We start from the raw sequence: 21254 nt of genomic DNA, 5'->3' as shown, positions 1-21254 counted from the left end.
CCGAGTTGGACTGGGATTTTTATTTTTATGTCGGTAATACGTTGCTTGGTTTGAGTATGAATGACTTTTGGAAAATCACTCCTAATCATTTTTTAAAGCAATACATTATGCATCTTAGATACAACAATCCTGATGCACTTGAAGAGAAAGCGGCAAAACCACAAAGAGTTTATTTAGATCAGACTCCATTCTATTAAGAAATGAGGTGAAAATATGCCAGGGAATAAAGAAAGAAACGTTGTTCTTAATTTCAAGATGGATGGTCAAGTCCAGTATGCTCAGACATTGAAGCAAATTAACATGGTTATGAATAATGCAGCAAAAGAATACAAGAATCATATTGCGGCAATGGGTCAAGATGCCACAATGACTGATAAATTAGCAGCTGAAAAGAAAAAATTAGAAATTCAAATGGAAGCAGCTAAGAAACGTACATCAATGTTACGTGCTGAATATGAAGCAATGTCTAAGGATACTAATACAACCGCCGAACAGCTCAATAAAATGTACGGTAAATTACTAGATGCTGAACGTGCCGAGACATCTTTAAATAATGCAATGAAAAGAGTAAATGAAGGTCTTTCAGAACAAGCGATTGAAGCACGAGAAGTACGTGGAGATATGGAAAAACTTGAAGCTAATACTAAACAACTTGAAGCGGAGCAAAAACGCCTGACAAGCTCATTTAAGCTTCAAAATGCCGAACTAGGAGCGAATGCTAGTGAAGCTGATAAGTTAGAATTAGCACAGAAACAGTTACGTCAGCAAATGGAAATGACTGATAGAGTCGTCCACAACTTAGAACAACAATTAAGTGCAGCAAAGCGTGTGTATGGTGAGAATTCCACAGAAGTACAACAGCTTGAAACGAAATTAAATCAAGCAAAAACTACATTGAAGCAGTTTGAGAATTCATTGCATAGTGTTGGGCAAAGTGGTTCTCAAGCCGCAGATGGTATGGAGCAACTAGGTAAGAAGTTAGATTTGCAAAACATGATGGAAGCTACAGAAGTATTGCAAGGGATGTCAGAGAAACTGATTGAACTTGGTAAGGCAGCTATGGATATAGCCATAGATTTTGATAGATCTCAACGTAAAATTCAATCTTCATTAGGATTGACTCAAAAAGGAGCGGAAAATCTCGGTAAGATTTCGAAAGACGTGTGGAAAAAGGGGTTTGGTGAAAGTCTTGAAGAGGTAGATACCGCACTTATTAAAGTCTATCAAAATATGAGGGACGTTCCGTATGATGAGTTGCAAATGGCATCAGAAGATGTTTTAACATTGGCGAAGGTTTATGATGTTGATTTAAACGAGGCTACGAGAGGCGCAGGACAGTTAATGTCGCAGTTTGGTTTATCTACACAAGAAACATTTGATTTACTTGCTGCAGGTGCTCAAGAAGGTCTAAATTATTCAGATGAACTTTTTGACAATCTTTCAGAGTATGCGCCTTTATTTAAACAAGGTGGTTTTAGCGCTCAAGAAATGTTTACCATTCTTGCGAATGGTACTCGTGACGGTGCTTATAATTTGGATTATATCAATGACACAGTTGCCGAATTCGGAAAGAAAGTACAAGATGGCTCAAAAGGAACCGCGGATGCTTTTGCTGGGCTTTCAAAAGAGACTCAAGACGTTTGGCAAGCTTTTAACGATGGTAAAGCAACAGCCGCCGACGTTTTCAAAGCTGTAATAGGCGATTTGGGAAGTATGGACGACAAAGTTAAGCAAAATCAAATTGGAGTTGGCTTGTTTGCTACTCGTTGGGAAGACATGGGTGCTGCTGCTGTATTAGGGCTTACCGATGTAAACGGTGGTCTTGGTGATGTAAATGGTCGTATGGATGAAATGAAAAAGCTTCAAGAAGAATCCCTTGGTCAACAATTCCAAAGTGCCTTACGTGAAACGCAAGCAGCCATTGAACCGCTTGGAGCAAAGCTTGCTGAACTAGCTAAAGATGTTTTACCTCCGGTAGTAGAGGGGATTAAAACCTTAGTTGATGGGTTTACTAAATTGCCAGAACCAATTCAAAATTTTACTTTTATTTTTCTAGGGTTAACTGCTGTAGTTGGTCTTTTAGCTCCTATTATTGCGGCTGTAGTTATATCTTGTTTAGCACTAGGTACGACGATTGGAACAGTTATGCTTATTATCGCTGGGATATCTGCAGTAATAGCAGGAGTTATTTGGGCTATAAAAAATTGGGGTACCATAACCGATTGGCTTTCTGAAAAGTGGTCTGAATTTAAAGATTGGTTTGGTGAATTGTGGGATAGCATAGTTCAAACTTGTGAAGATGCTTGGTCTTCCACAGTTGAGTATTTCTCAGAAGCCTGGTCTTCTTTTGTAGAAATGATGCATGAATTTTTTGACCCTATAGGTCAGTTCTTTAGTGATTTATGGTCGGGAATTGTTGAAACAGCATCTTCTTGGTGGTCGTCATTAGTTACAACAGCTTCTGAATTATGGGGGACATTAGTACAAGCTTGGCAAGATACTTGGAATACGATCCTTACTGTTTTAGATCCAATTATTTCATTGATTTCTACAGTTTTAGAAGCTGGTTGGCTACTTATTCAAGCTGGTACACAAATTGCCTGGGCTGCCATAAGTAAGTACATTATTGATCCGATTACCGAAGCGTATAATTGGTGTAAAGAACAGCTTGGTGATCTTGTCTCCTGGTTAAATTCACAGTGGGAAACAGTGAAATCTTATACACTCGCAGCATGGAATTTGGTAAAACAGTATGTCATTCAACCAGTTCAAGAATTGTGGAATGCGACAAAAGAAAAACTTGGTGAATTGAAAACTTGGATATTAGCAAATTGGGAAACTATAAAATCTTATACACTTACGGCTTGGAATGCAGTAAAAAAATACGTTATCGATCCAGTAACAGAGGCTTACAATTCAGCTAAGCAAAAATTTACTGACTTATATAATTCAGCTAAAGAAAAATTTGATTCAGTAAAGAATGCAGCACAAGAAAAATTTGAAGCAGCAAAACGATTCATTATTGACCCAATTAAAGATGCAGTTGACAGTGTAGAAAAATTTATTGGGAAGATTAAGGGATTCTTTAACGATTTGAAGTTGAAAATTCCTAAACCTGAAATGCCTAAAATGCCACACTTTAGTCTGCAGACTAGTACGAAAAATGTTTTGGGTAAAGAAATTGAATACCCATCAGGTATTGGTGTAGAGTGGCGTGCTAAAGGTGGTATCTTTACTCGTCCGACTATTTTCGGGATGAACGGTGGTAACTTACAAGGTGCAGGTGAAGCTGGACCGGAGGGTGTTTTACCGCTGAATGAGAAAACACTTGGTGCAATTGGTAAAGGTATCGCTGATACCATGCCGCAATCAAATGGTGATGTGGTAGTCCATGTTTATTTAGATGTGGATGAAGTGAATACAAGACTTGCTCCTGGTATGAGTAAGCAGCTAAATCAGAACAATAGAATTAGTGCTCGTGGTCAAGGAGTGATTTTATGATTACATTAGATGATAAATATAGGTTAGAAGACTTTGGTTTCATTTGTGAGCCAGGATACGATGACTCAATTACACCTATTTTTGATCGTAAGACTTATAGTATTCCTGGTATAGAAGGTGTTATTCCATTTGGAACTGAAGTGAAGGAGAAACCTTTCGCATATCCATTGATGATTATGGAAAGGTTTCATATAGAAATGCAGCGTAAGTTTGAGAAGTTCACTGACTTTTTCTTTGATCAATATGGAAACCCAAGAAAAGTTAAGATGATACGTGATTATGATCCAAGTAAATTTTATTATGTGGAATTAGCACAACAAATTACTCCAGATAGGCTACCTGAAGATGGGAAGTTTGTATTACCTTTGGTAGCATACGATCCACGCGCTTATTCTGTTGTAAAAAGTACAGATAAAATAACTTGGGGGACTCGTATCCCGTTTACAACCAAGATTCCTTTTTCATATAGATCAGGCCAATCTGTATATGATGTAACTGTATCGCAAAATTTAATCATTAATAATATAGGGACAATAGTTGTTCGCCCTGCTGTAGAAATTATAGGGACTGCTAAAGATTTAACTCTCACGATAAATGGTGAGAGTTTTTCTTTTGGCGATTTAAATAATGAAAAATTATTAATTGATACTGCAACTTATACTGTTATAAAAAATGGTAAAAACCATCTATTTAATACGGTGGGAAATCTTGAGAAACTGGAACTTTTTCCTGGTAAAAATACAGCAAGAATAGGTGGGACAAATTTGAACGTAAAAATAACATTTAATTTTAGAGGGAAATATAAATAGACAGGTGGTGAGATTGTTGGCAGATGCACCTTTAGTTTTATTATCAGATGACTTACCAGAAGGTACGGAGAAAATTAATAAGGGTATTAGCAATGCAAACGAAGCGTTAAAAAAATCATATGAGGCTGGAAAGATTTCTAATAATGCTGTAAACATAGCGAATGGCGCTGTAAATACATCTAACAGCGCAGTTGAATCAGCTGAAGTTGCAAAGCAAAAAGCACAAAATGTACAAGATCAATTAGATCAAATTGTTATTGAAGGAGATTCAAGTGTAGAAGCAGCGCAAGCAAGACCAGATGAAAATGGAAATAGCCATTTATCACTAAAAGATAGATTAGATACCCAATTCACGAATATTGCTGTAAACATAAGTAACTATGGGGTTTTAGGCGATGGCACGAACGAATCAGATAAAATATTGAATGCTTTCACAATGTCTAGAGCGCGAAATAAAATTTTAGAATTGAATCCGAAAGGTGTTTATGTTTTACAAAGTTCGAGTGATGTTTACATCCCTACTATAAAAGGAAATGGAGCTACTATTCGGCTAAAAGGGAACTTCGCATTACGTATATATGATAATTTTGTAGCATCAGATTTGAATATAGAAACCGAGAATGTATATCCAAATAATTCATCTACACTGACTCCAATTTTTAGAGGGGATAATGCGAAAAACATTCTCTTTAATAACTTAAATTTCAAAGCAATTGGTGGCATGGAAGACGGTAGTAAACGAGCAACAATCGCTATTAAATTAAATTCGGTTGAAAACGCGTCCTTTAAGAATATTAGTGGAGATTGCTTTGCTCGAGGGATTGTTGTGGAAGGTAAGTCTAAAGGTCTTTTATATGATAATATTACTTTCATGAATACGGAACAAATGTTATATTGCACTGGCTCTAAACCAGATTCAACTGAAAAGATTTACGTAGAAGACATTACGTTCCGTAATATTACTCATACCAATACGAAAGTACAAAGTGAAAACTACATTATTCATAAAGGTGCGGATACAATACTTTTAGAAAAGTGTAAGCATATTACATTCGAAAATATAGTTAGTACTTATGCAAGCGAACGGGTAATTTACATGAGTGTTTGCTATGACGTTACTGGTTCTAACATTCGCATGTATGAATCATGGGGTATCAAGTTCTCTGGTATCCTAAGATACGATTTGCAAATTAATAACGTTTCAGATCAATGTCAGCTTAACAATATTTCAATGACCACTAAGGTTAGACCAGAAGGGTATTTAGTTGAAATTTACAATGCGAAAAATGTTAAGGTTGATAATGGAGTCTTTTTTGGAAACGGAATTGGAGATTCGGTTATTAAAACACAAAGATACGTCGAGAATGTTGAGTTTAATAACGTAACTGGATACGATTTAAAACGTTCGATTTTTGAATACGCTCATTGGGGAGATATCCCAGGAGTTCCAGAAGTCGGAGTTCCTCCATTATTAGAAAAAGACTATCTAAGACTTATAAACACTTTAAGTTTTAATAACGTAAAAGGTTACAATATAGGGATTGTTGGTTATGAAGCAATTCGATTTGTAAACTATGGTTCAGCAATGCCGACTGATTCATATTGCTTCAAGAACTTAAAATACAACAACATCAAGATTGATAATACGAAAGGTAACTATGATGTTGTCGGTGAAGTGACAGGTACAGCAAATACAACCAACTGTTCAGGTCTAACTAACATCAATGATGTCGTGAACTTGCGTATCGATTCGTGCGAAGTGAAAGGATATAAAGGTACACAAATCAACGGATCTCCTGTACAGATACCAATTCAAATTGGGGCTAACTCTTTAGACGTGATTGTTAATCATACAGAAATCGTTAGAAATACAGGCAAAAATAAGTATAATTTAGGACGTTTATTTTTAAGTTCAGGGAGTAAATTGATTTTCAAAAGCGTAGAAAGAGTGTATGGACTAGATGAGGAAATTGTTGTAACACCACAGCCAAATGCCAGCTCAGTAACTAGTACAACTGATGTTACTAAGAAATTCAATATGAGTGGAAGAATCACAATTAGAACGACGGGAAATGATGCAATCAACATCGTTGGGTTCGATAATGCTGCTTTTACATTACCAGAAATGATTGGAAGATTAGAAGTATTTGATAGTATCGGAAATTATGCTTTGTATACCATTTCAAAATCTGTCATACAAAAGAAAAGCGGCGATGATAAATTCACTACAACAATTACTGATGGGAAAATAGCTTTAATTAAAGATTCATCCCTACCTCGTTTTATTCTTAGGGATAAAACAGCAGCCACAGGAGATTTGATCATAAATTACAGTTTGTCAGTTGCTTAATTGATAGTTTCGATGAATAAAATGAGGTGATACATTGTTAAAACTCTACAACAAAAAAATGCAACTCAAGGCTTATCTTGAAAATGCATATAAAATAAAGTACAACCCGCCACTCAATGAACTTTGGACGGCGGGTTTTTCATTGCCATTCAATGATCCAAAGAGAGAAGAAATTGAAACATTTGATTATGTGGAGATATTTGATAACGGAAAGCGTATAGGGATGTTCCGTATCATGGATAGCAAGGAAAATCGAGATGCAGATGAAAAAAATATAACGTATGAATGTGAGCACGTCTTATCTACATTGTTAGATGGCGTGCTTTTTGGTTATCATCAATTATCTAATTATACGACAAAAGATGTTCTCGAATATTTATTAAGTAAGCAACGTATTAAACATTGGAAAATGGGGAAATGCGAATTCACTCGATATTTTCATTATGCATGGGAAAATGAAAATACATTACTTGGACCTTTATTAAGTATTCCTAAACCATTTGATGAAAGGTATCAATGGACATGGGATGATTCTTCTTATCCTTGGACATTGAATCTAGTGAAAATAACCGATGAAGTGACTGCGGAACTTCGGTACAGGAAGAATATGAAGGGTATTAAACGATATACTGATCCAACTAATGTAATGACAAGGATTTATCCATATGGTTATGGGGAAGGGGTTAATCAATTAACAATAAAAGATGTGAATAATGGAGTGCCTTATATAGATGCTCCAGGGTTTATTCGAGATTTGTATGACGGGTTCGATTATATTTGGGTCGATAAACGATTCCAAGATGCACAATCACTTTATGATTCTGCTAGGTCGTTATTAATCAAAAGATGTACGCCGAAGATAAGTTATGAAGTTGATGTTATAGATTATGAATTAATAGATCCATACAAGATAGAAAAATTTGAGACAGGAAAGTTGGTTCGACTTTTCGATGAAGATTTAGATATATGGCTTGATCTAAGAGTGATGGACCGTCCAAAAGGTGATGTTACTGGTAATCCACTTGATGTGAAATTAAAGTTAGAAAATAAGGTTGCTGATTTGGGGACAACCCAAGCTGATATTGAAAAAAGACAGCAGATTAATGAACTCTATTCACAAGGGGCTTCTAACATCCTTAATTACTCTTATAATGACAACTGTGATCCAGCTAATCCAGCCGTTGTTAAATTCTATCTACCTGATGACTTGGTAAATATTAATACATTAGATTTAACTTTTGAAACAGAGGAGTTCCGTGCATATAGTGGGGTAACACATGACGGTGGTGCTCTTGTGGAATCAACAAGCTCTGGTGGAGCAATCGTGACAAGTACAAGTGCTGGCGGTGCTGTAGTAAATTCTACAAGTGCTGGTGGAGCTGTGGTTAAATCAACAAGCTCTGGTGGTGGAAGTACACAAACATCTAGTTCTGGCGGTGGTATTGCGAAGTCAACTGCTAGTGGCGGTAATTCAACACAAACCAGTAGTGCAGGTGGTAGTACAACACAAAGTACGACAACATCAGCGTTTGCTGAGTTACATCTTATGTCTGGTGTTCCAGAGAATAGTATTGGTTCAGAGAACTGGGGAAACCATTTGCATGAAACAGTTATACCTGGTGAGTATTTTTCACATGCTCATAGTGTTACAATACCATCTCATTCTCATAGCGTATCTATTCCAGCCCATACACATAATTTTGATATACCAAATCATATGCATACTGTGAATATTCCTGATCATGCACATGAAATTAATATACCAAATCATACACATGAGATTAGTATTCCGAATCATACGCATACAGTGGAAATTAAAGATCATGTTCATACTATTACAATACCTGATCATACACACGAGATTAAACATGGTATTTATAAACTTTCAGAAAAACCAAGTAAAGTATCAATTAAAGTGGATGGAAATGAGGTACCTATTAATTCTACTTCAGCAGAAAATGTTAATCTTATTCCTTATCTTTCAAAGGATGGTGGAGGAAAGATTGAGAGAGGGAAATGGCATGAAATCACTATTACACCGGACAAGCTCGGAAGAGTGAATGCTAACGTTATTTCACGTTTATTTATACAATCACGTACAGGAGGTACATTCTAATGAAAACAATTGAAATTTATACAGGTAGTGAAAAAATATCAGTTCAAACAGACGATTACAACCCAGTATCACTTAATGAACAACTGAACAATGGGGAGCTTAACACAGTATTGATTGGTGACTTTATTAGTGCTCGTCTTGATGTTAAAAGAGTTGTTGTCCCTATAGAAAATGTAGATAATGCATCCAAAAAAGTGAAAGTATTATTAAGAAATGGACAATCTGTAGAAATCCCAGTGGATAATGATTTTGATATTAAGTTTTTAAATGCACAATTAAACAGTTCTTCTGTAACCACAGTTTTGATTGGATGTAATATTTATCAAAAATATGAAGTTGCACAAGTTGGTTTAATTAAAGAAGAGCCGAAAGAGTCAGAAAAACCATCAGTAACAGAACCGTCAACAACTGAAGAACTAGGAGAAACAGAAGTTGAAATAGAGTTAACAAAAATTGAACCTTTAGATCAGAAATAAGTTGGTCTTTTTATTTTGTAAAAGAGCCTAGAACGATGGATTTTATACTTGTTTTGATAGACCTCTCTGACAAAAAACATTACAATAAAACAAAATATTACAATCAGTTATTGTCAATTGTAATATTTGTATGATAACGTTATAAGGTCGAGGAGGGAAACTGATTGTACTTAATAGAAAAAAATAAAAAAATAAATTTGCAAGCTTCCTTATTTATAGCATTGTTAATTATATCGTTAGGCGTAATAGGATCCTTATACGCTAAAATTTTGTTACTAGGGATAGTAGTAATAATAGGATTATTTTTATCTTTAGTTAATTGGAAAGCTATTTTATGTATAGGATTAGCAGGGATATTGATCGTTCCATTTGGAAAGTATGAATTTTTTAATTTGAAAATTCCCTATGTGAATGTTGATGTCTTTACTTTGTTGTTATATTTCATTTTTTCTGTGATTATAATGAAATATGTTGTAGATAAGCAAAGTATGGGGATAAAATTCGATGTAAACTACAGTTTACTTATAAGTATTATTTTTATATATACTCTTATCGGATTTTTCAAGTCTAATACATTTGTCGTAGCTGAATTTAAAGTGTATTTGTTTTATATTGTATATCCATTATCATTATGCTTGTTTTACAAGTCAAAAGACGCTCTGAAATTGTTATTGAAATTATCAATTGTTTCTTGTTTCTTATTATCATGTTTAGTTGTATTTATGTACTTTTTTAAGTCGACAATATTTTACGAGTTTTTCGATGGTAGCTTTTACACGGAAGGTACACGAGTAGCGGTAAGTAATCTTTCAATTTTTATTATATGTATGCCAATCTTCATGGTCGCATTGGTATTACGAGTACTAAATAGTTATTGGAATATGTTTATACTGATTACTATTCCTCTTATGGCGGTAAGCTCTATTATGGGAGAAAGTCGTACCCTTATGGGGGCTATAGCAGTTAATATGTTACTAGTATTTTTATTAATACCGTTTGTTATTAGTAAACGCCAATTAGGAAGTTGGGTTAAGGTATCGCTATTATTTTCTTGTGTTTTCGTTTTGGCGATCATCGCCCTTAATTTTGTTTCTTTAGGAGATAAATTGCTCGTTGCGTTCGAACGATTTAGTGAAATCATAACCACAGGTACAGCTGACTCTTATCAAACAAGAAACATGACAAACGAATACACACTTGAGTTAATCAAAGAAAACCTATTAGGTTATGGAGTAGGTTCAGGGATGTGGCTGTATAACTCAGTTGGCATTCCTGTTCAAGAAGGGTATTTCATAGATAATGGATTTCTAACAATCCTATTCAAATTCGGAGTTCCAGGAATTCTAATTTTCATGATTTTTTACTTTAAGAATATCTTTAATGTTCTTAAATGTTACCGTGATAACAAGAGAAGTAGCCATGGTATAGTGGCGTTAATGATTTTGATATGTCTTCCGGTTTACTTCTTCAGTGGTTTGTATATGTCAGCACAGTTAGTTGCCAATGGTACTATATTCGGTTTTCTTCTTATGATATTTGCTTTTTACAAAACATATATGTCTAAAAACCAGGCTATTAAATAGTCTGGTTTTTTATTTCAAATCAAAATACAGATTTTATAATCAAAACGAAGCGTGCTTTAGCAGGCTTTTTTATTTTATAAAAAGGAGAATGAGAACAGTGGAGGAACAGATTTTCAATTCAATGATTCAACAAGGAGCATTCGCAGCGTTATTTGTGTGGATGCTTTTTACTACACAAAAAAAGAATGAGCAGCGTGAAGAAAAGTATCAACAAGTAATTGATAAAAACCAACAAGTTATTGAGGAACAGGCAAAGGCTTTTGGATCTATTTCTAAAGATGTAACAGAAATCAAACAAAAACTATTTGAAGGAGATGTTCAATAATGAGACACATTGTAGATTTATCAAAATGGAACAATAAAATGAATTGGCCAGTTGCAGCACCACAAATTGAATTGGCTATTTGCCGTGTGCAATATGGCTCAAATTTAATAGATCACTTGTATAATGACCATGTAGCGAATTTAGAGAGATATTGCATTCCACATGCTGCATATGCTTATGGATGTTTTGTATCAGTAGCGGATGCAATTGTGGAAGCTAAGGACTTTCTAGCAAGGGTAAATCCTAATGCTAAATTCCTTGTATTAGATGTGGAAGACGATACAGTAAAGTCAATGAAAAGCAAGGGCAATCTTAATGATTTAGCTAAAGCATCACAAGCTTTCATTGATACATGTAAAGCTGCAGGTTGGAAAGTGGGATTTTATGTAGCTCATCATATGTACGGTGATTACAATTTACAAAGTGTACAAGCCGATTTCATTTGGTTACCAAGATACGGAACAAATGATGGTACACCACAGAAGAAGCCTTCTTATCCATGTGATATCTGGCAATACACAGATAACGGTTCTATTGATGGTATTGGAAAAGTGGATATTAACCTGTTAGAAGGGGATAAGGATTTAGAGTGGTTTACTGGAATAGAGGAAACAATTGCAACTAGTCAATATGATTCTAGTTGGTTTACCAAACAAGACGGTGTATTAACGTTAAATGCATCTATTAAACTTCGTACTAAACCATTCACTGATGCTCCTGTTATTGCTACGTTGAATGCAGGCGATGAAGTAAAGTATGATGCATTCGGTTATGAAAAAGATGGATATGTTTGGTTACGTCAAAAACGTTTGGATGGTTATGGTTATATTGCAAGTGGTGAGACTAGTAATGGAAAACGTATTAGTAGTTGGGGTTCATTTAAATAAAATAATGACTAGAGCCGGTTCTTAAATTGAGCCGGCTTTTTTTATTACAAGTCAGATATTCTTCTAACTTGTTTTTCCTTCTTCTTAAAATCCTTCTTATATCGTTTGAATTCCTGTTTATCGACATAAAACTTTTCACCAGTAGCTATATTCTTTACTAATCGTGTGTTCATGAGAAAGAATTTTGTATAATAGTAAACTAAAAATGCCACTAAAGAAAAAGTGAAGGTTGGAATAAATAGAATAACTGCAAGAACAATTAACGCTGTGTCTAAAGAAGAGTATATTGGCTTTAACATTATACGTTTCCCGTTTGCAGCTTGAGCTTGTTCTAATTGTTGCATACGTTGTAGCGATGCTACAGTATCATAACTCATGAAATAACCTCCTTGAAGTAATAAGTAAATCATACCAATTTTACGTAATAACTGTAAATATTACATCCCCATAAACTCTTTATCAAAGTAGAACTTGTCCATTAAGTTATTCACAATACCATTGAAATAAGCAAATTTACCCTTATTCATTTTGGTGCCGGACTTAATTTTCATAACAAACTCTTTAATAGCTTTTAAGCCAATAGTAAGCTCCTGGTCTTTAGTAAATGCTTTATCACCTGTAGAGAAGTCTGTAACTTTATTGCACTGTCTTACGACCTTCCACAGTTCTTGAATTGTTTTAGATTTACTGTAAAAAGAGCTAGTTAAAGAAACAAAACGTTGTGGGACCCAGTGAGCAACAAAATCAGCTTGTTCAATATTATCTTCTGGAGTATTGCTATTCTCATTACTATTACGTTTGTTTATATCTTTTATATTTTGTTTTAAGGTTTTTGTAGTTGTTTTATTGGTGTGACACTTTTTATCATTTTTAATAGATGCTTGTGTGACAACCTGTTCTTCCACAATGATTGGTTGAATAACAATTGCATTACTTGTTTGTCTCATATCGCTATTACGCTTCATTTCTAGCTGTTTAATAATACCTAAAGACTCTAAGTGTAGGCATACTCTAATAACCGTTCTACGGCTAATATTAAGGTCCTCAGCGATGTTCTTTTTCGTTCTAAAAGATACACCAAAGAATTTAGAAGAATAGTTGTGTAATTTATTTAATACAGCTAATTGAGTTTTATTTAACTGATCTGCGAATTTCTCTTTGTATGCACGAACAGTATTGTTTAATTCATCGATTGTTTTGAATGTTGCTAGGTTTTCGTATGTTTCATTGCCTGCGATAATTGTAATTCCTTTTTTCTTTTCCATCATTAATTAGCCCCTTTGTGAAACAAAAAAGCAACAGAATGCCAAGTGTAAGCAAACTGTTGCTAAGGAGCCCTTACGTACTGTAAAATAGTCCGTAAGAGTACAGCAAGTGTTTGCCTATCTAGAGTAGGCGGACGGTATATAGAGTGTTGGTCGCACTTTATACACACGCTGTGCTCTTTTATTTTTGTTGTAGTTAAATGGTGTTTGGTCAATTAATGACTGGGCCGCAACTTCTAGCTCATTTAGCGCAAATTCACGTTTGGTTTAAAGAGTATGGGGTAAATATTAAAGAATAGCAGAAAAGCGGCTTACACGTACGTGAGCCGCTTTTTTTATTAAATAAATTGTCATATAAAATTAAAAACCACCTTATAAATAATATTTATTTAGAATTATTATTTTGACGTACTTATTATTGCTTGTTATAATTGGAAACAAATGTTCTTGAAAAAGATTCTCATTTTCAAAAATTGAGGTGTGAAATAGATGACAAAGAAAAAAATAGGTTTACTCGTAATGGCGTATGGAACGCCGGAGTCATTGGATGATATAGAAGCGTATTATACACATATCCGTCATGGGCGTAAGCCAACAGAAGAAGCACTCCAAGATTTAATCGGGCGTTATAAAGCAATTGGTGGAATATCACCGCTTGCGAAAATTACGAAAGAGCAAGCGCATAAATTAACGGATTCAATGAATAATATATTTACAGAGTATGAATTTACTTGTTACTTAGGATTAAAACATATTGCACCATTTATAGAAGACGCAGTAGAAGAGATGAAGAAAGATGGGATTGAGCATGCGATTAGTATCGTATTAGCACCGCATTACTCTACATTCAGCATTAAAGCGTATAATGAGCGCGCGATTCGTCTTTCAAAAGAAATCGGTGGTCCTGTTATTGAACCTATTGAACAATGGTACGATGAGCCGAAATTTATTTCCTATTGGGCAGATCAAATAAAAGAAACGTTTACAAAAGTTAAAGATAAAGAAAAAGCAGTCGTAATTTTTTCAGCGCATAGTTTACCAGAAAAAATTATTGCAGCAGGTGATCCATATGTAGAGCAATTGCGGCAAACAGCAGATTTAATTGCTACAGAAGCACGCATAAAGCACTATACAATTGGTTGGCAAAGTGCAGGAAATACTCCAGATCCATGGATTGGACCGGATGTGCAAGATTTAACGAGAGATTTGTTTGAAGAGTATGGATATGAATCTTTCATATATTGCCCAGTTGGATTTGTGGCAGAGCATTTGGAAGTTTTATATGACAACGACTATGAATGTAAGGTTGCAACGGATAAATTAAAAGTCCAATATTTTAGACCGAATATGCCGAATGCACAACCTGTATTTATTGATTGTTTAGCTGAAATTGTTTCCAAAAAAATGAAGGAAATGGTTGACAAAGATTTAGTTTTGAATAATAATTAATTTATAATAATTTTAAATAAATAATAATTACTATGAAAGAAAGAGGAGGATCCCCCAGATGAATCCAAATAATCGCTTAACAACAAACCAAGGTGCTCCAGTTGGAGATAACCAAAACTCTCGTACAGCTGGTCGCCGTGGGCCGGTATTGTTAGAGGACTACCATTTAGTAGAAAAACTTGCACATTTTGATCGTGAACGTATTCCAGAGCGTGTTGTGCATGCGCGTGGTGCAGGTGCTCACGGTGTATTCGTAACGAAAAACAGCATGAAGCAATATACGAAAGCCGCATTTTTACAAAATGAAGGAACTGAAACGCCTGTATTTGTTCGTTTCTCAACGGTTATTCATGGTCAAGGTTCTCCGGAAACAGCTCGTGATCCACGTGGATTCGCTGTTAAATTTTATACAGAAGAAGGAAATTACGATATCGTAGGTAACCACTTACCAGTCTTCTTCATTCGTGATGCAATTAAATTCCCTGATATGGTGCATTCTTTAAAACCAGCACCTGATACAAACATTCAAACGCCAGATCGTTACTGGGATTTCATGACGTTAAGTCCGGAATCTACACATATGATGACGTGGGTATTTTCTGATTACGGTACACCAGCGAGTTATCGTGAAATGGAAGGGTTCGGTGTCCATTCATTTAAATGGATTAATGCAGAAGGTAAAATCGTCTATATTAAATATCACTGGAAACCACAGCAAGGTGTACGTAACTTAAGTGCAAAAGAAGTGCAAGAAGTACAAGGAACAGACTTCAACCATGCAACTCGTGACTTGTTCGATGCAATCGAAAAAGGAAATTATCCGAAGTGGGATTTACACGTACAAGTGATGCAACTAGATGAAACGGATTCTTTAGACTTTGATCCACTAGATCCAACGAAAGTATGGCCAGAAGATCGTTTCCCATTAATGGAAGTAGGGACAATGACGTTAAATCGTAATCCGAAAAATTTCTTCGCGGAAGTAGAACAAGTGGCGTTCTCTCCGAGTGCAACTGTAAATGGTATTGAACCATCTGAAGATAAATTATTACAAGGACGTTTATTCTCTTACCCAGATACACAGCGTTATCGCCTTGGTGCAAACTACTTACAAATTCCTGTAAACTGCCCATATGCAGCTGTTCATAATCAACAACGTGATGGTGCGATGCAAATGAATCAAAACCCATCTACAATCAACTACGAACCGAGCCGTCATGCTGAAAATCCGGTTGAAGATCCAACTTACCGCGATTCAACTATGAAAGTAGAAGGCTACGTATCTCGTGAAAAAATTGAGAAACCAAATGACTTCAAACAAGCAGGTGAGCGTTACCGTTCATTTTCTAAAGAAGAGCAAGATAACTTAATTGCAAACTTAACAAACGACTTAAAAGACGTAAATGAGCGCACGAAATTATTAGCTGTTTGTAACTTCTTCCGTGCAGACCAAGGGTACGGTATGCGTTTAGCTCAAGCGTTAAATGTTGATATTACGCAATATGTAGGGAATGCTCCGAAATAAATAGAAAAAGACGACCGGTTTTCGGTCGTCTTTTTATGTGTAAAATAAGCTTTACACGGGGTGTTTTTCGTTTTCGTCATGTCGGAATTTGTTGGTAAATCGATATTTTGTGTCGAAACGTCGATATATCCGAATAATCGCTGATATATTCATGAATATACCAACTAGGGTATACCACCGACAGTATAATAAAAAGAGATGCAATCTACTAGTAGTAGATTGCATCTCTTTTTTAATTCACTCGCTCAGTATACTCATAAGCCTTCTCACCGTGCATCGAAATATCAAGTCCCATATGTTCTTCGTGCTCATCTACCCGAACAGGGAGGAAGTAGTTGATCGCTTTAATAATGGCGTATGTCATTATAATTGTGAATGCATATGTTGCTCCGATTGCGACAAGTTGTTTAAATAGTAAAGCTGCGTTTCCGTAAAACAGACCGTTAGCGCCATCACCGTTTACAGTAGTAGTTGCGAAAAGTCCAGTTGCAATACCGCCCCAAGTTCCTCCGATGCCGTGACATCCGAATGCATCAAGTGTATCGTCGTACCCAAATTTCGTTTTCAAGAAGAAGACAGCACCGAAACATAATACGCCGCCGATTGCTCCGATAAGAAGGGCGGAAAAAGGTGTAACGAATCCGCAAGCTGGCGTAATTGCGACTAAACCGGAAACAACCCCGCAAGCAGCTCCCATCGCAGTCGGTTTCGATTGGAAGAACCATTCAGATAGCATCCAAGTTAGAGCAGAGGCAGCGGCGGCTATATTTGTATTAATAAATGCAGTTAAAGCGACGTCGTTTAATGATAATGCACTCCCGACGTTAAAACCGAACCACCCGAACCATAGTAAACCTGCACCTAACATCGTAAATGGTAAATGGTGAGGAGAGGTACCGTTTATGTTTTTTCGTTTTCCGAGGAAAATCGCTAATACAAGACCGGCAACGCCAGAAGTGATATGAACGACATTACCACCAGCGAAGTCTAACGCGCCAAGTTCTCTTAGCCATCCGCCAACGCCCCATACCCAATGAGCGACGGGATTGTAAACGAGTGTTGTCCATAGAAGAATAAAAATAAGAAAGGCAGAAAAACGCATTCTTTCAGCGAATGCACCTGAAATTAAAGCTGGAGTTAAAATAGCGAACATGAGTTGGAACATCATAAATAAATTGTGAGGAATAGTAGATGAGTAGTCTGGATTTGGTGCGTAGGTAATTCCGTTTAAGCCGAACCAATCGAGATTGCCTATAAGTCCGTGCCAATCTGGTCCGAAAGATAAAGAATAACCGATTACAATCCACTGAATTGAGACGATAGCCATTGCGCTGTAGCTGTGCATCGTTGTGCTCAATACATTTTTACTACGAACCATGCCTCCGTAAAAAAGTGCTAATCCTGGTGTCATTAACATGACCATTACTGTCGTTACAAACATAAAAACTGTATCTCCCGTATTCATTCAATCCCCTCCTGTAATGTTAGAAAATATTACATTGTTTGTTATGTTTCATATCATATTCGAAATTGAGGTGGAAATCAACTGAATTTTTAGAAAATTTTATTAATCATGTAAGAAAATCTAACATTATGTATTTTTGAAGGAATGAAATCAGCGTATGCGATTTGCTTGGATAATTGGTATAATATTCTTACAATTAAAAAACTTGGGGGATGCGTGTGGAAAAAATACGGACTAGGAACCTATTCATTTGTTTTTGTTTAGCTGTCGTTTTGTTTGTACCAATACACACTTTTGCAGATGAAAAAAGAGAGTGGCGAGATGAAGTCATATATTCGATTATGATTGATCGCTTCAATAATGGAGAACCGAAAAATGACAAGCAGTTAGACGTTGGTAATTTAGAAGGTTATCAGGGCGGAGATATAAGAGGGATTATAAAAAGGCTGGATTATATAAAAGAAATGGGTTTTACGACTGTTATGCTTTCGCCGCTTTTTGAAAGTGGACAGTATGATGGATTAGACGTGCGAAATTTTCAAAAAGTAAATGAACATTTCGGAACAGAAAATGATGTGAAAGAGCTTGTAAAAGAAGCTCACGAAAAAGGAATGAAAGTTGTATTTCAATTTCCATTTGGAGAAAACGAACAACAAGTAATCGACTCGATGAAATGGTGGGTAAAAGAAGTCGATTTAGATGGAAGTTATGTAATACATAGTGAAAAAAAGCCGCGTTCTTTCTGGGATGACGTTCAAAAGGATATGCAAGTGATAAAGAAAGATTTTCATATTATGACAAAGGAAGATAGTGAATATAACGAAAAAATAGTAGAATCGTTTTCCGAAGCGGATGTATCGGTGAAATCGTTATATGGTGTGAGTAAAAAAGAAGGGGAGTTTGTTACGTTTTTAGATAATCAAGAAACAAAAAGGTTTGCACGTATCGCAAAAGAAAATATGTATTATCCGCCATCACGTTTGAAACTAGCTCTTACCTATTTATTAATATCACCAGGAATTCCGAATTTTTATTACGGAACTGAAATTGCATTAGATGGAGGAAGTGTACCGGATAATCGCCGATTAATGGATTTTAAATCAGATGAAAAGTTTATGCAGCACATAACAAAGCTTGGCGAACTTAGACAAATGAGACCATCTTTACGACGTGGTACGTTTGAACTTTTATATGATAAAGATGGAATGAGTATATTAAAACGAAAGTACAAAGATGAAGTAACATTAGTAGCAATTAATAATACGAAAGAAACACAAAAAGTTTCCTTACCTGCAAGTGCAATTGGTGAAAAACAACAGTTAAGAGGATTGTTAGAAGACGAAATTATAAGAGAAGAAAACGGGAAGTTCTATCTCGTTTTAAAGCGTGAAGAATCGAATGTGTATACTGTTAGTAAAGAAACAGGTGTGAATTGGTTATTTATCTCCTTAATCGTCGGTGTGAACGTATTATTTATTGCGTTTTTAATTGCGGTTAAAAGGAAACGCAGATGAGGTGAGATATTTGCAGAAAAAGAAGTTGCTCTCTCTATGTTCATGTCTTCTTATCGTATTTGTAAGTTTGTATTTTGGGGACATCGGTGACGATAGGGAATTTGTTCGGTGGGGTGATAGTATTCATTCTGTTGACACAGCAGTTCTTAAGAAAAATAATATTCAATACAAAATCGAAAATGATAAAGTGTATATTCCGAAAAAATCATTTGATAAAGCGATATGGTGCTGCTCTTAATAAATACAAAAACTCCTCTAATTAAGAGGAGTTTTCTTTTTAGCGATAGTTAATGAATTGTACGTCAATCGGTAAGTCAGCACTGCGAACGGCTGCGATTACTGCTTGTAAGTCATCACGGCTTTTCGCTGTAACACGTACTTGATCATCTTGTACTTGTGTTTTCACTTTTAATTTCATTTCTTTAATGATGTTGTTAATTTTTTTCGCGTTATCTTTATCGATACCTTGTTGTAACGTTGCGCGTTGGCGAACAGTGTTACCAGTCGCAGCTTCCACTTTTCCATAGTCCAAGTTTTTAATTGGAACGTTACGTTTTACAAGTTTAGAAATTAAAACGTCTTTTACTTGGTCTAATTTGAACTCGTCGTCAGAAGTTAAAACAAGTACTTCTTTTTCTAGTTTAATATCACTTTTACTTCCTTTAAAGTCATATCGGTTTTGGATTTCCTTTAATGCGATGTTAATTGCGTTTGTTACTTCAGGTAATTCTACTTTCGAAACGATGTCAAAAGAACTATCTTTTGCCATAGTTAGCACCTCCAAATAAATTTCTAATCTTTTTATGTACTGTACATACTAAAGTATAGCTGAAAACGAGCTTAGACTTAAGTGTTTTCATACTTATATTCATGTAACCTCACTTTATTATAGTGAATTTTGGGCAGTTGGACAAATAAAGGAAAAATCGTGTTATAATTAACTTTTGTTTGGAATGATAAAAAAGATAACTTTATATATAGAGAAGGGAATTAAAAAATATGTATTTGCAATTAGGATCGATTGAACAGGTAACTGTTTTACGCGAAACGGAAATCGGATATATGGTTGGGAATGAAGAGGAAGAAATCTTCCTACATAAAAACGAAGTAGCTGGAGAAATTGCAGAAGGCGATACAATTGATGTATTCTTATACCTTGATCACCAAAATCGTATTTCAGCAACAATGAAGGAGCCAATTATTACAACACATGATTGGAATTGGGTAAAGGTTGTAGAAGTTATTCCTAGTTTAGGTGTGTTTGTTGATATTGGTGTATCAAAAGATATACTAATTCCACTTGATGAGTTCCCGATTTATATGCCAGTATGGCCAGAAGTAGGCGACGAATTATATTGTACGTTAAAATTAACGAATCGTGATCGTTTAATCGCTCTTCCAGCAAGAGACAGTGATATGCAAGAAATTATCGTAGATGCGACGCCATCTATGCGTAATAAAAACGTCAATGGACGTGTGTATCGTTCACTTCAAGTTGGTTCATTCATACTAACTGATGAGCATTTCCGTGCTTTCTTACACCATACAGAAAGAAAAGAACAAGTCCGCATCGGTGAACGTGTAACAGGTCGTATTATTGACGTGAAAGATGACGGTACAATCAACATTTCACTTCTTCCTCGTAAAGAAGAAGGAATGGAAGATGATGCTGCAGTAATTTATGAATATATGGAAGAAAGAGGCGGAGCAATGCCGTTTTGGGATAAGAGCCACCCAGAAGACATTAAAGAACGTTTCAATATGAGTAAAGCTGCGTTTAAGCGTGCGCTTGGTAAAATGATGAAAGAAGAAAAGATTTACCAAGAAGAAGGTTGGACTTACTTTAAGAAATAAAGTGAATGAAAAAGAACTATTTTTTCTCTAAATTTTTAAGAGAAAAAATAGTTCTTTTTTTATTATAAAGTAGATAAAAAGTAAACAAGGTGTAATAAAACGTTTAATCTACAAATATTTTACTGTATTTATAAG

17 protein-coding genes and 1 pseudogene are annotated in these 21254 nt (G+C 35.4%); 14 read left to right on the top strand and 4 right to left on the bottom strand.

The features are described from left to right. Window positions 1-213 precede the first annotated feature (213 nt). The 8 genes from JDS95_RS11170 to JDS95_RS11135 all read left to right on the top strand — a co-directional run bounded on the left by JDS95_RS11170 (window position 214) and on the right by JDS95_RS11135 (window position 12047). Window positions 214-3501, top strand: coding sequence for a phage tail tape measure protein (locus JDS95_RS11170; RefSeq protein WP_199690489.1), 3288 nt, complete (start codon window positions 214-216; stop codon window positions 3499-3501). After that, a complete protein-coding gene (locus JDS95_RS11165; protein ID WP_199690488.1) occupies window positions 3498-4310 on the top strand; it encodes a phage tail domain-containing protein in 813 nt (270 codons plus the stop codon). The genes JDS95_RS11170 and JDS95_RS11165 overlap by 4 nt, the downstream gene beginning before the upstream one ends. A gap of 16 nt (window positions 4311-4326) precedes the next feature. Then, window positions 4327-6660 (top strand): hypothetical protein, encoded by a 2334-nt coding sequence (locus JDS95_RS11160; RefSeq protein WP_199690486.1) that lies wholly within the window; start codon window positions 4327-4329, stop codon window positions 6658-6660. Window positions 6661-6718: 58 nt separating this feature from the next. After that, window positions 6719-8776: a phage tail spike protein gene (locus JDS95_RS11155; RefSeq protein ID WP_199690530.1), complete on the top strand. Its 2058-nt coding sequence runs from the start codon at window positions 6719-6721 to the stop codon at window positions 8774-8776. Next, window positions 8776-9252, top strand: coding sequence for a hypothetical protein (locus JDS95_RS11150; RefSeq protein WP_199690484.1), 477 nt, complete (start codon window positions 8776-8778; stop codon window positions 9250-9252). Before JDS95_RS11155 ends, JDS95_RS11150 begins: the two co-directional genes overlap by 1 nt. Window positions 9253-9416: 164 nt before the next feature. Beyond that, on the top strand, window positions 9417-10835 hold the full coding sequence (locus JDS95_RS11145) for an O-antigen ligase family protein (RefSeq protein WP_199690482.1): 1419 nt from the start codon (window positions 9417-9419) through the stop codon (window positions 10833-10835). 88 nt (window positions 10836-10923) lie between these two features. Continuing rightward, on the top strand, window positions 10924-11160 hold the full coding sequence (locus JDS95_RS11140) for a BhlA/UviB family holin-like peptide (RefSeq protein WP_199690480.1): 237 nt from the start codon (window positions 10924-10926) through the stop codon (window positions 11158-11160). Then, window positions 11160-12047: a GH25 family lysozyme gene (locus JDS95_RS11135; RefSeq protein ID WP_199690478.1), complete on the top strand. Its 888-nt coding sequence runs from the start codon at window positions 11160-11162 to the stop codon at window positions 12045-12047. Before JDS95_RS11140 ends, JDS95_RS11135 begins: the two co-directional genes overlap by 1 nt. A gap of 44 nt (window positions 12048-12091) precedes the next feature. On the opposite strand, the gene JDS95_RS11130 is transcribed toward JDS95_RS11135, so the two are convergent. Continuing rightward, window positions 12092-12424 carry a hypothetical protein gene (locus JDS95_RS11130; protein ID WP_199690476.1) on the bottom strand — a complete coding sequence of 111 codons (333 nt, stop codon included), beginning with the start codon at window positions 12422-12424 and terminating at the stop codon, window positions 12092-12094. 60 nt (window positions 12425-12484) lie between these two features. Beyond that, on the bottom strand, window positions 12485-13312 hold the full coding sequence (locus tag JDS95_RS11125; RefSeq protein WP_199690529.1) for a helix-turn-helix domain-containing protein: 828 nt from the start codon (window positions 13310-13312) through the stop codon (window positions 12485-12487). 206 nt (window positions 13313-13518) lie between these two features. Here JDS95_RS11125 and JDS95_RS32120 point away from each other — a divergent pair. The 3 genes and pseudogenes from JDS95_RS32120 to katB all read left to right on the top strand — a co-directional run. Beyond that, window positions 13519-13611: pseudogene (locus JDS95_RS32120) on the top strand (aspartate--ammonia ligase); the annotation flags it as partial. A gap of 190 nt (window positions 13612-13801) precedes the next feature. Then, entirely contained in the window at window positions 13802-14761 is a 960-nt protein-coding gene (gene hemH, locus JDS95_RS11120; RefSeq protein WP_000162614.1) for a ferrochelatase, read from the top strand. A 58-nt stretch (window positions 14762-14819) separates the two neighbouring features. Beyond that, complete coding sequence (katB, locus tag JDS95_RS11115) at window positions 14820-16286, top strand: catalase KatB (protein WP_199690474.1); 1467 nt, start codon at window positions 14820-14822, stop codon at window positions 16284-16286. A 232-nt stretch (window positions 16287-16518) separates the two neighbouring features. On the opposite strand, the gene JDS95_RS11110 is transcribed toward katB, so the two are convergent. Next, a complete protein-coding gene (locus tag JDS95_RS11110; RefSeq protein ID WP_001091654.1) occupies window positions 16519-17751 on the bottom strand; it encodes an ammonium transporter in 1233 nt (410 codons plus the stop codon). Window positions 17752-17969: 218 nt separating this feature from the next. On the opposite strand from JDS95_RS11110, the gene JDS95_RS11105 reads away from it, so the two are divergent. Both JDS95_RS11105 and JDS95_RS11100 read left to right on the top strand, forming a co-directional pair. Beyond that, window positions 17970-19265, top strand: coding sequence for an alpha-amylase family glycosyl hydrolase (locus tag JDS95_RS11105; RefSeq protein ID WP_307837978.1), 1296 nt, complete (start codon window positions 17970-17972; stop codon window positions 19263-19265). 10 nt (window positions 19266-19275) lie between these two features. After that, window positions 19276-19503 carry a hypothetical protein gene (locus JDS95_RS11100; protein ID WP_001169970.1) on the top strand — a complete coding sequence of 76 codons (228 nt, stop codon included), beginning with the start codon at window positions 19276-19278 and terminating at the stop codon, window positions 19501-19503. 39 nt (window positions 19504-19542) lie between these two features. Here JDS95_RS11100 and JDS95_RS11095 read toward each other — a convergent pair whose 3' ends face one another. Next, complete coding sequence (locus JDS95_RS11095; RefSeq protein ID WP_001040146.1) at window positions 19543-20034, bottom strand: YajQ family cyclic di-GMP-binding protein; 492 nt, start codon at window positions 20032-20034, stop codon at window positions 19543-19545. Window positions 20035-20264: 230 nt separating this feature from the next. On the opposite strand from JDS95_RS11095, the gene JDS95_RS11090 reads away from it, so the two are divergent. Continuing rightward, complete coding sequence (locus tag JDS95_RS11090; protein WP_000281280.1) at window positions 20265-21119, top strand: CvfB family protein; 855 nt, start codon at window positions 20265-20267, stop codon at window positions 21117-21119. Window positions 21120-21254 lie beyond the last annotated feature (135 nt).

The organism is Bacillus cereus group sp. N24, assembly GCF_016483345.1.
Lineage (GTDB): Bacteria > Bacillota > Bacilli > Bacillales > Bacillaceae_G > Bacillus_A > Bacillus_A toyonensis.
The sequence above is the reverse complement of the archived record's forward strand: the minus strand, read 5'-3'. Positions and strand labels throughout refer to the sequence as shown.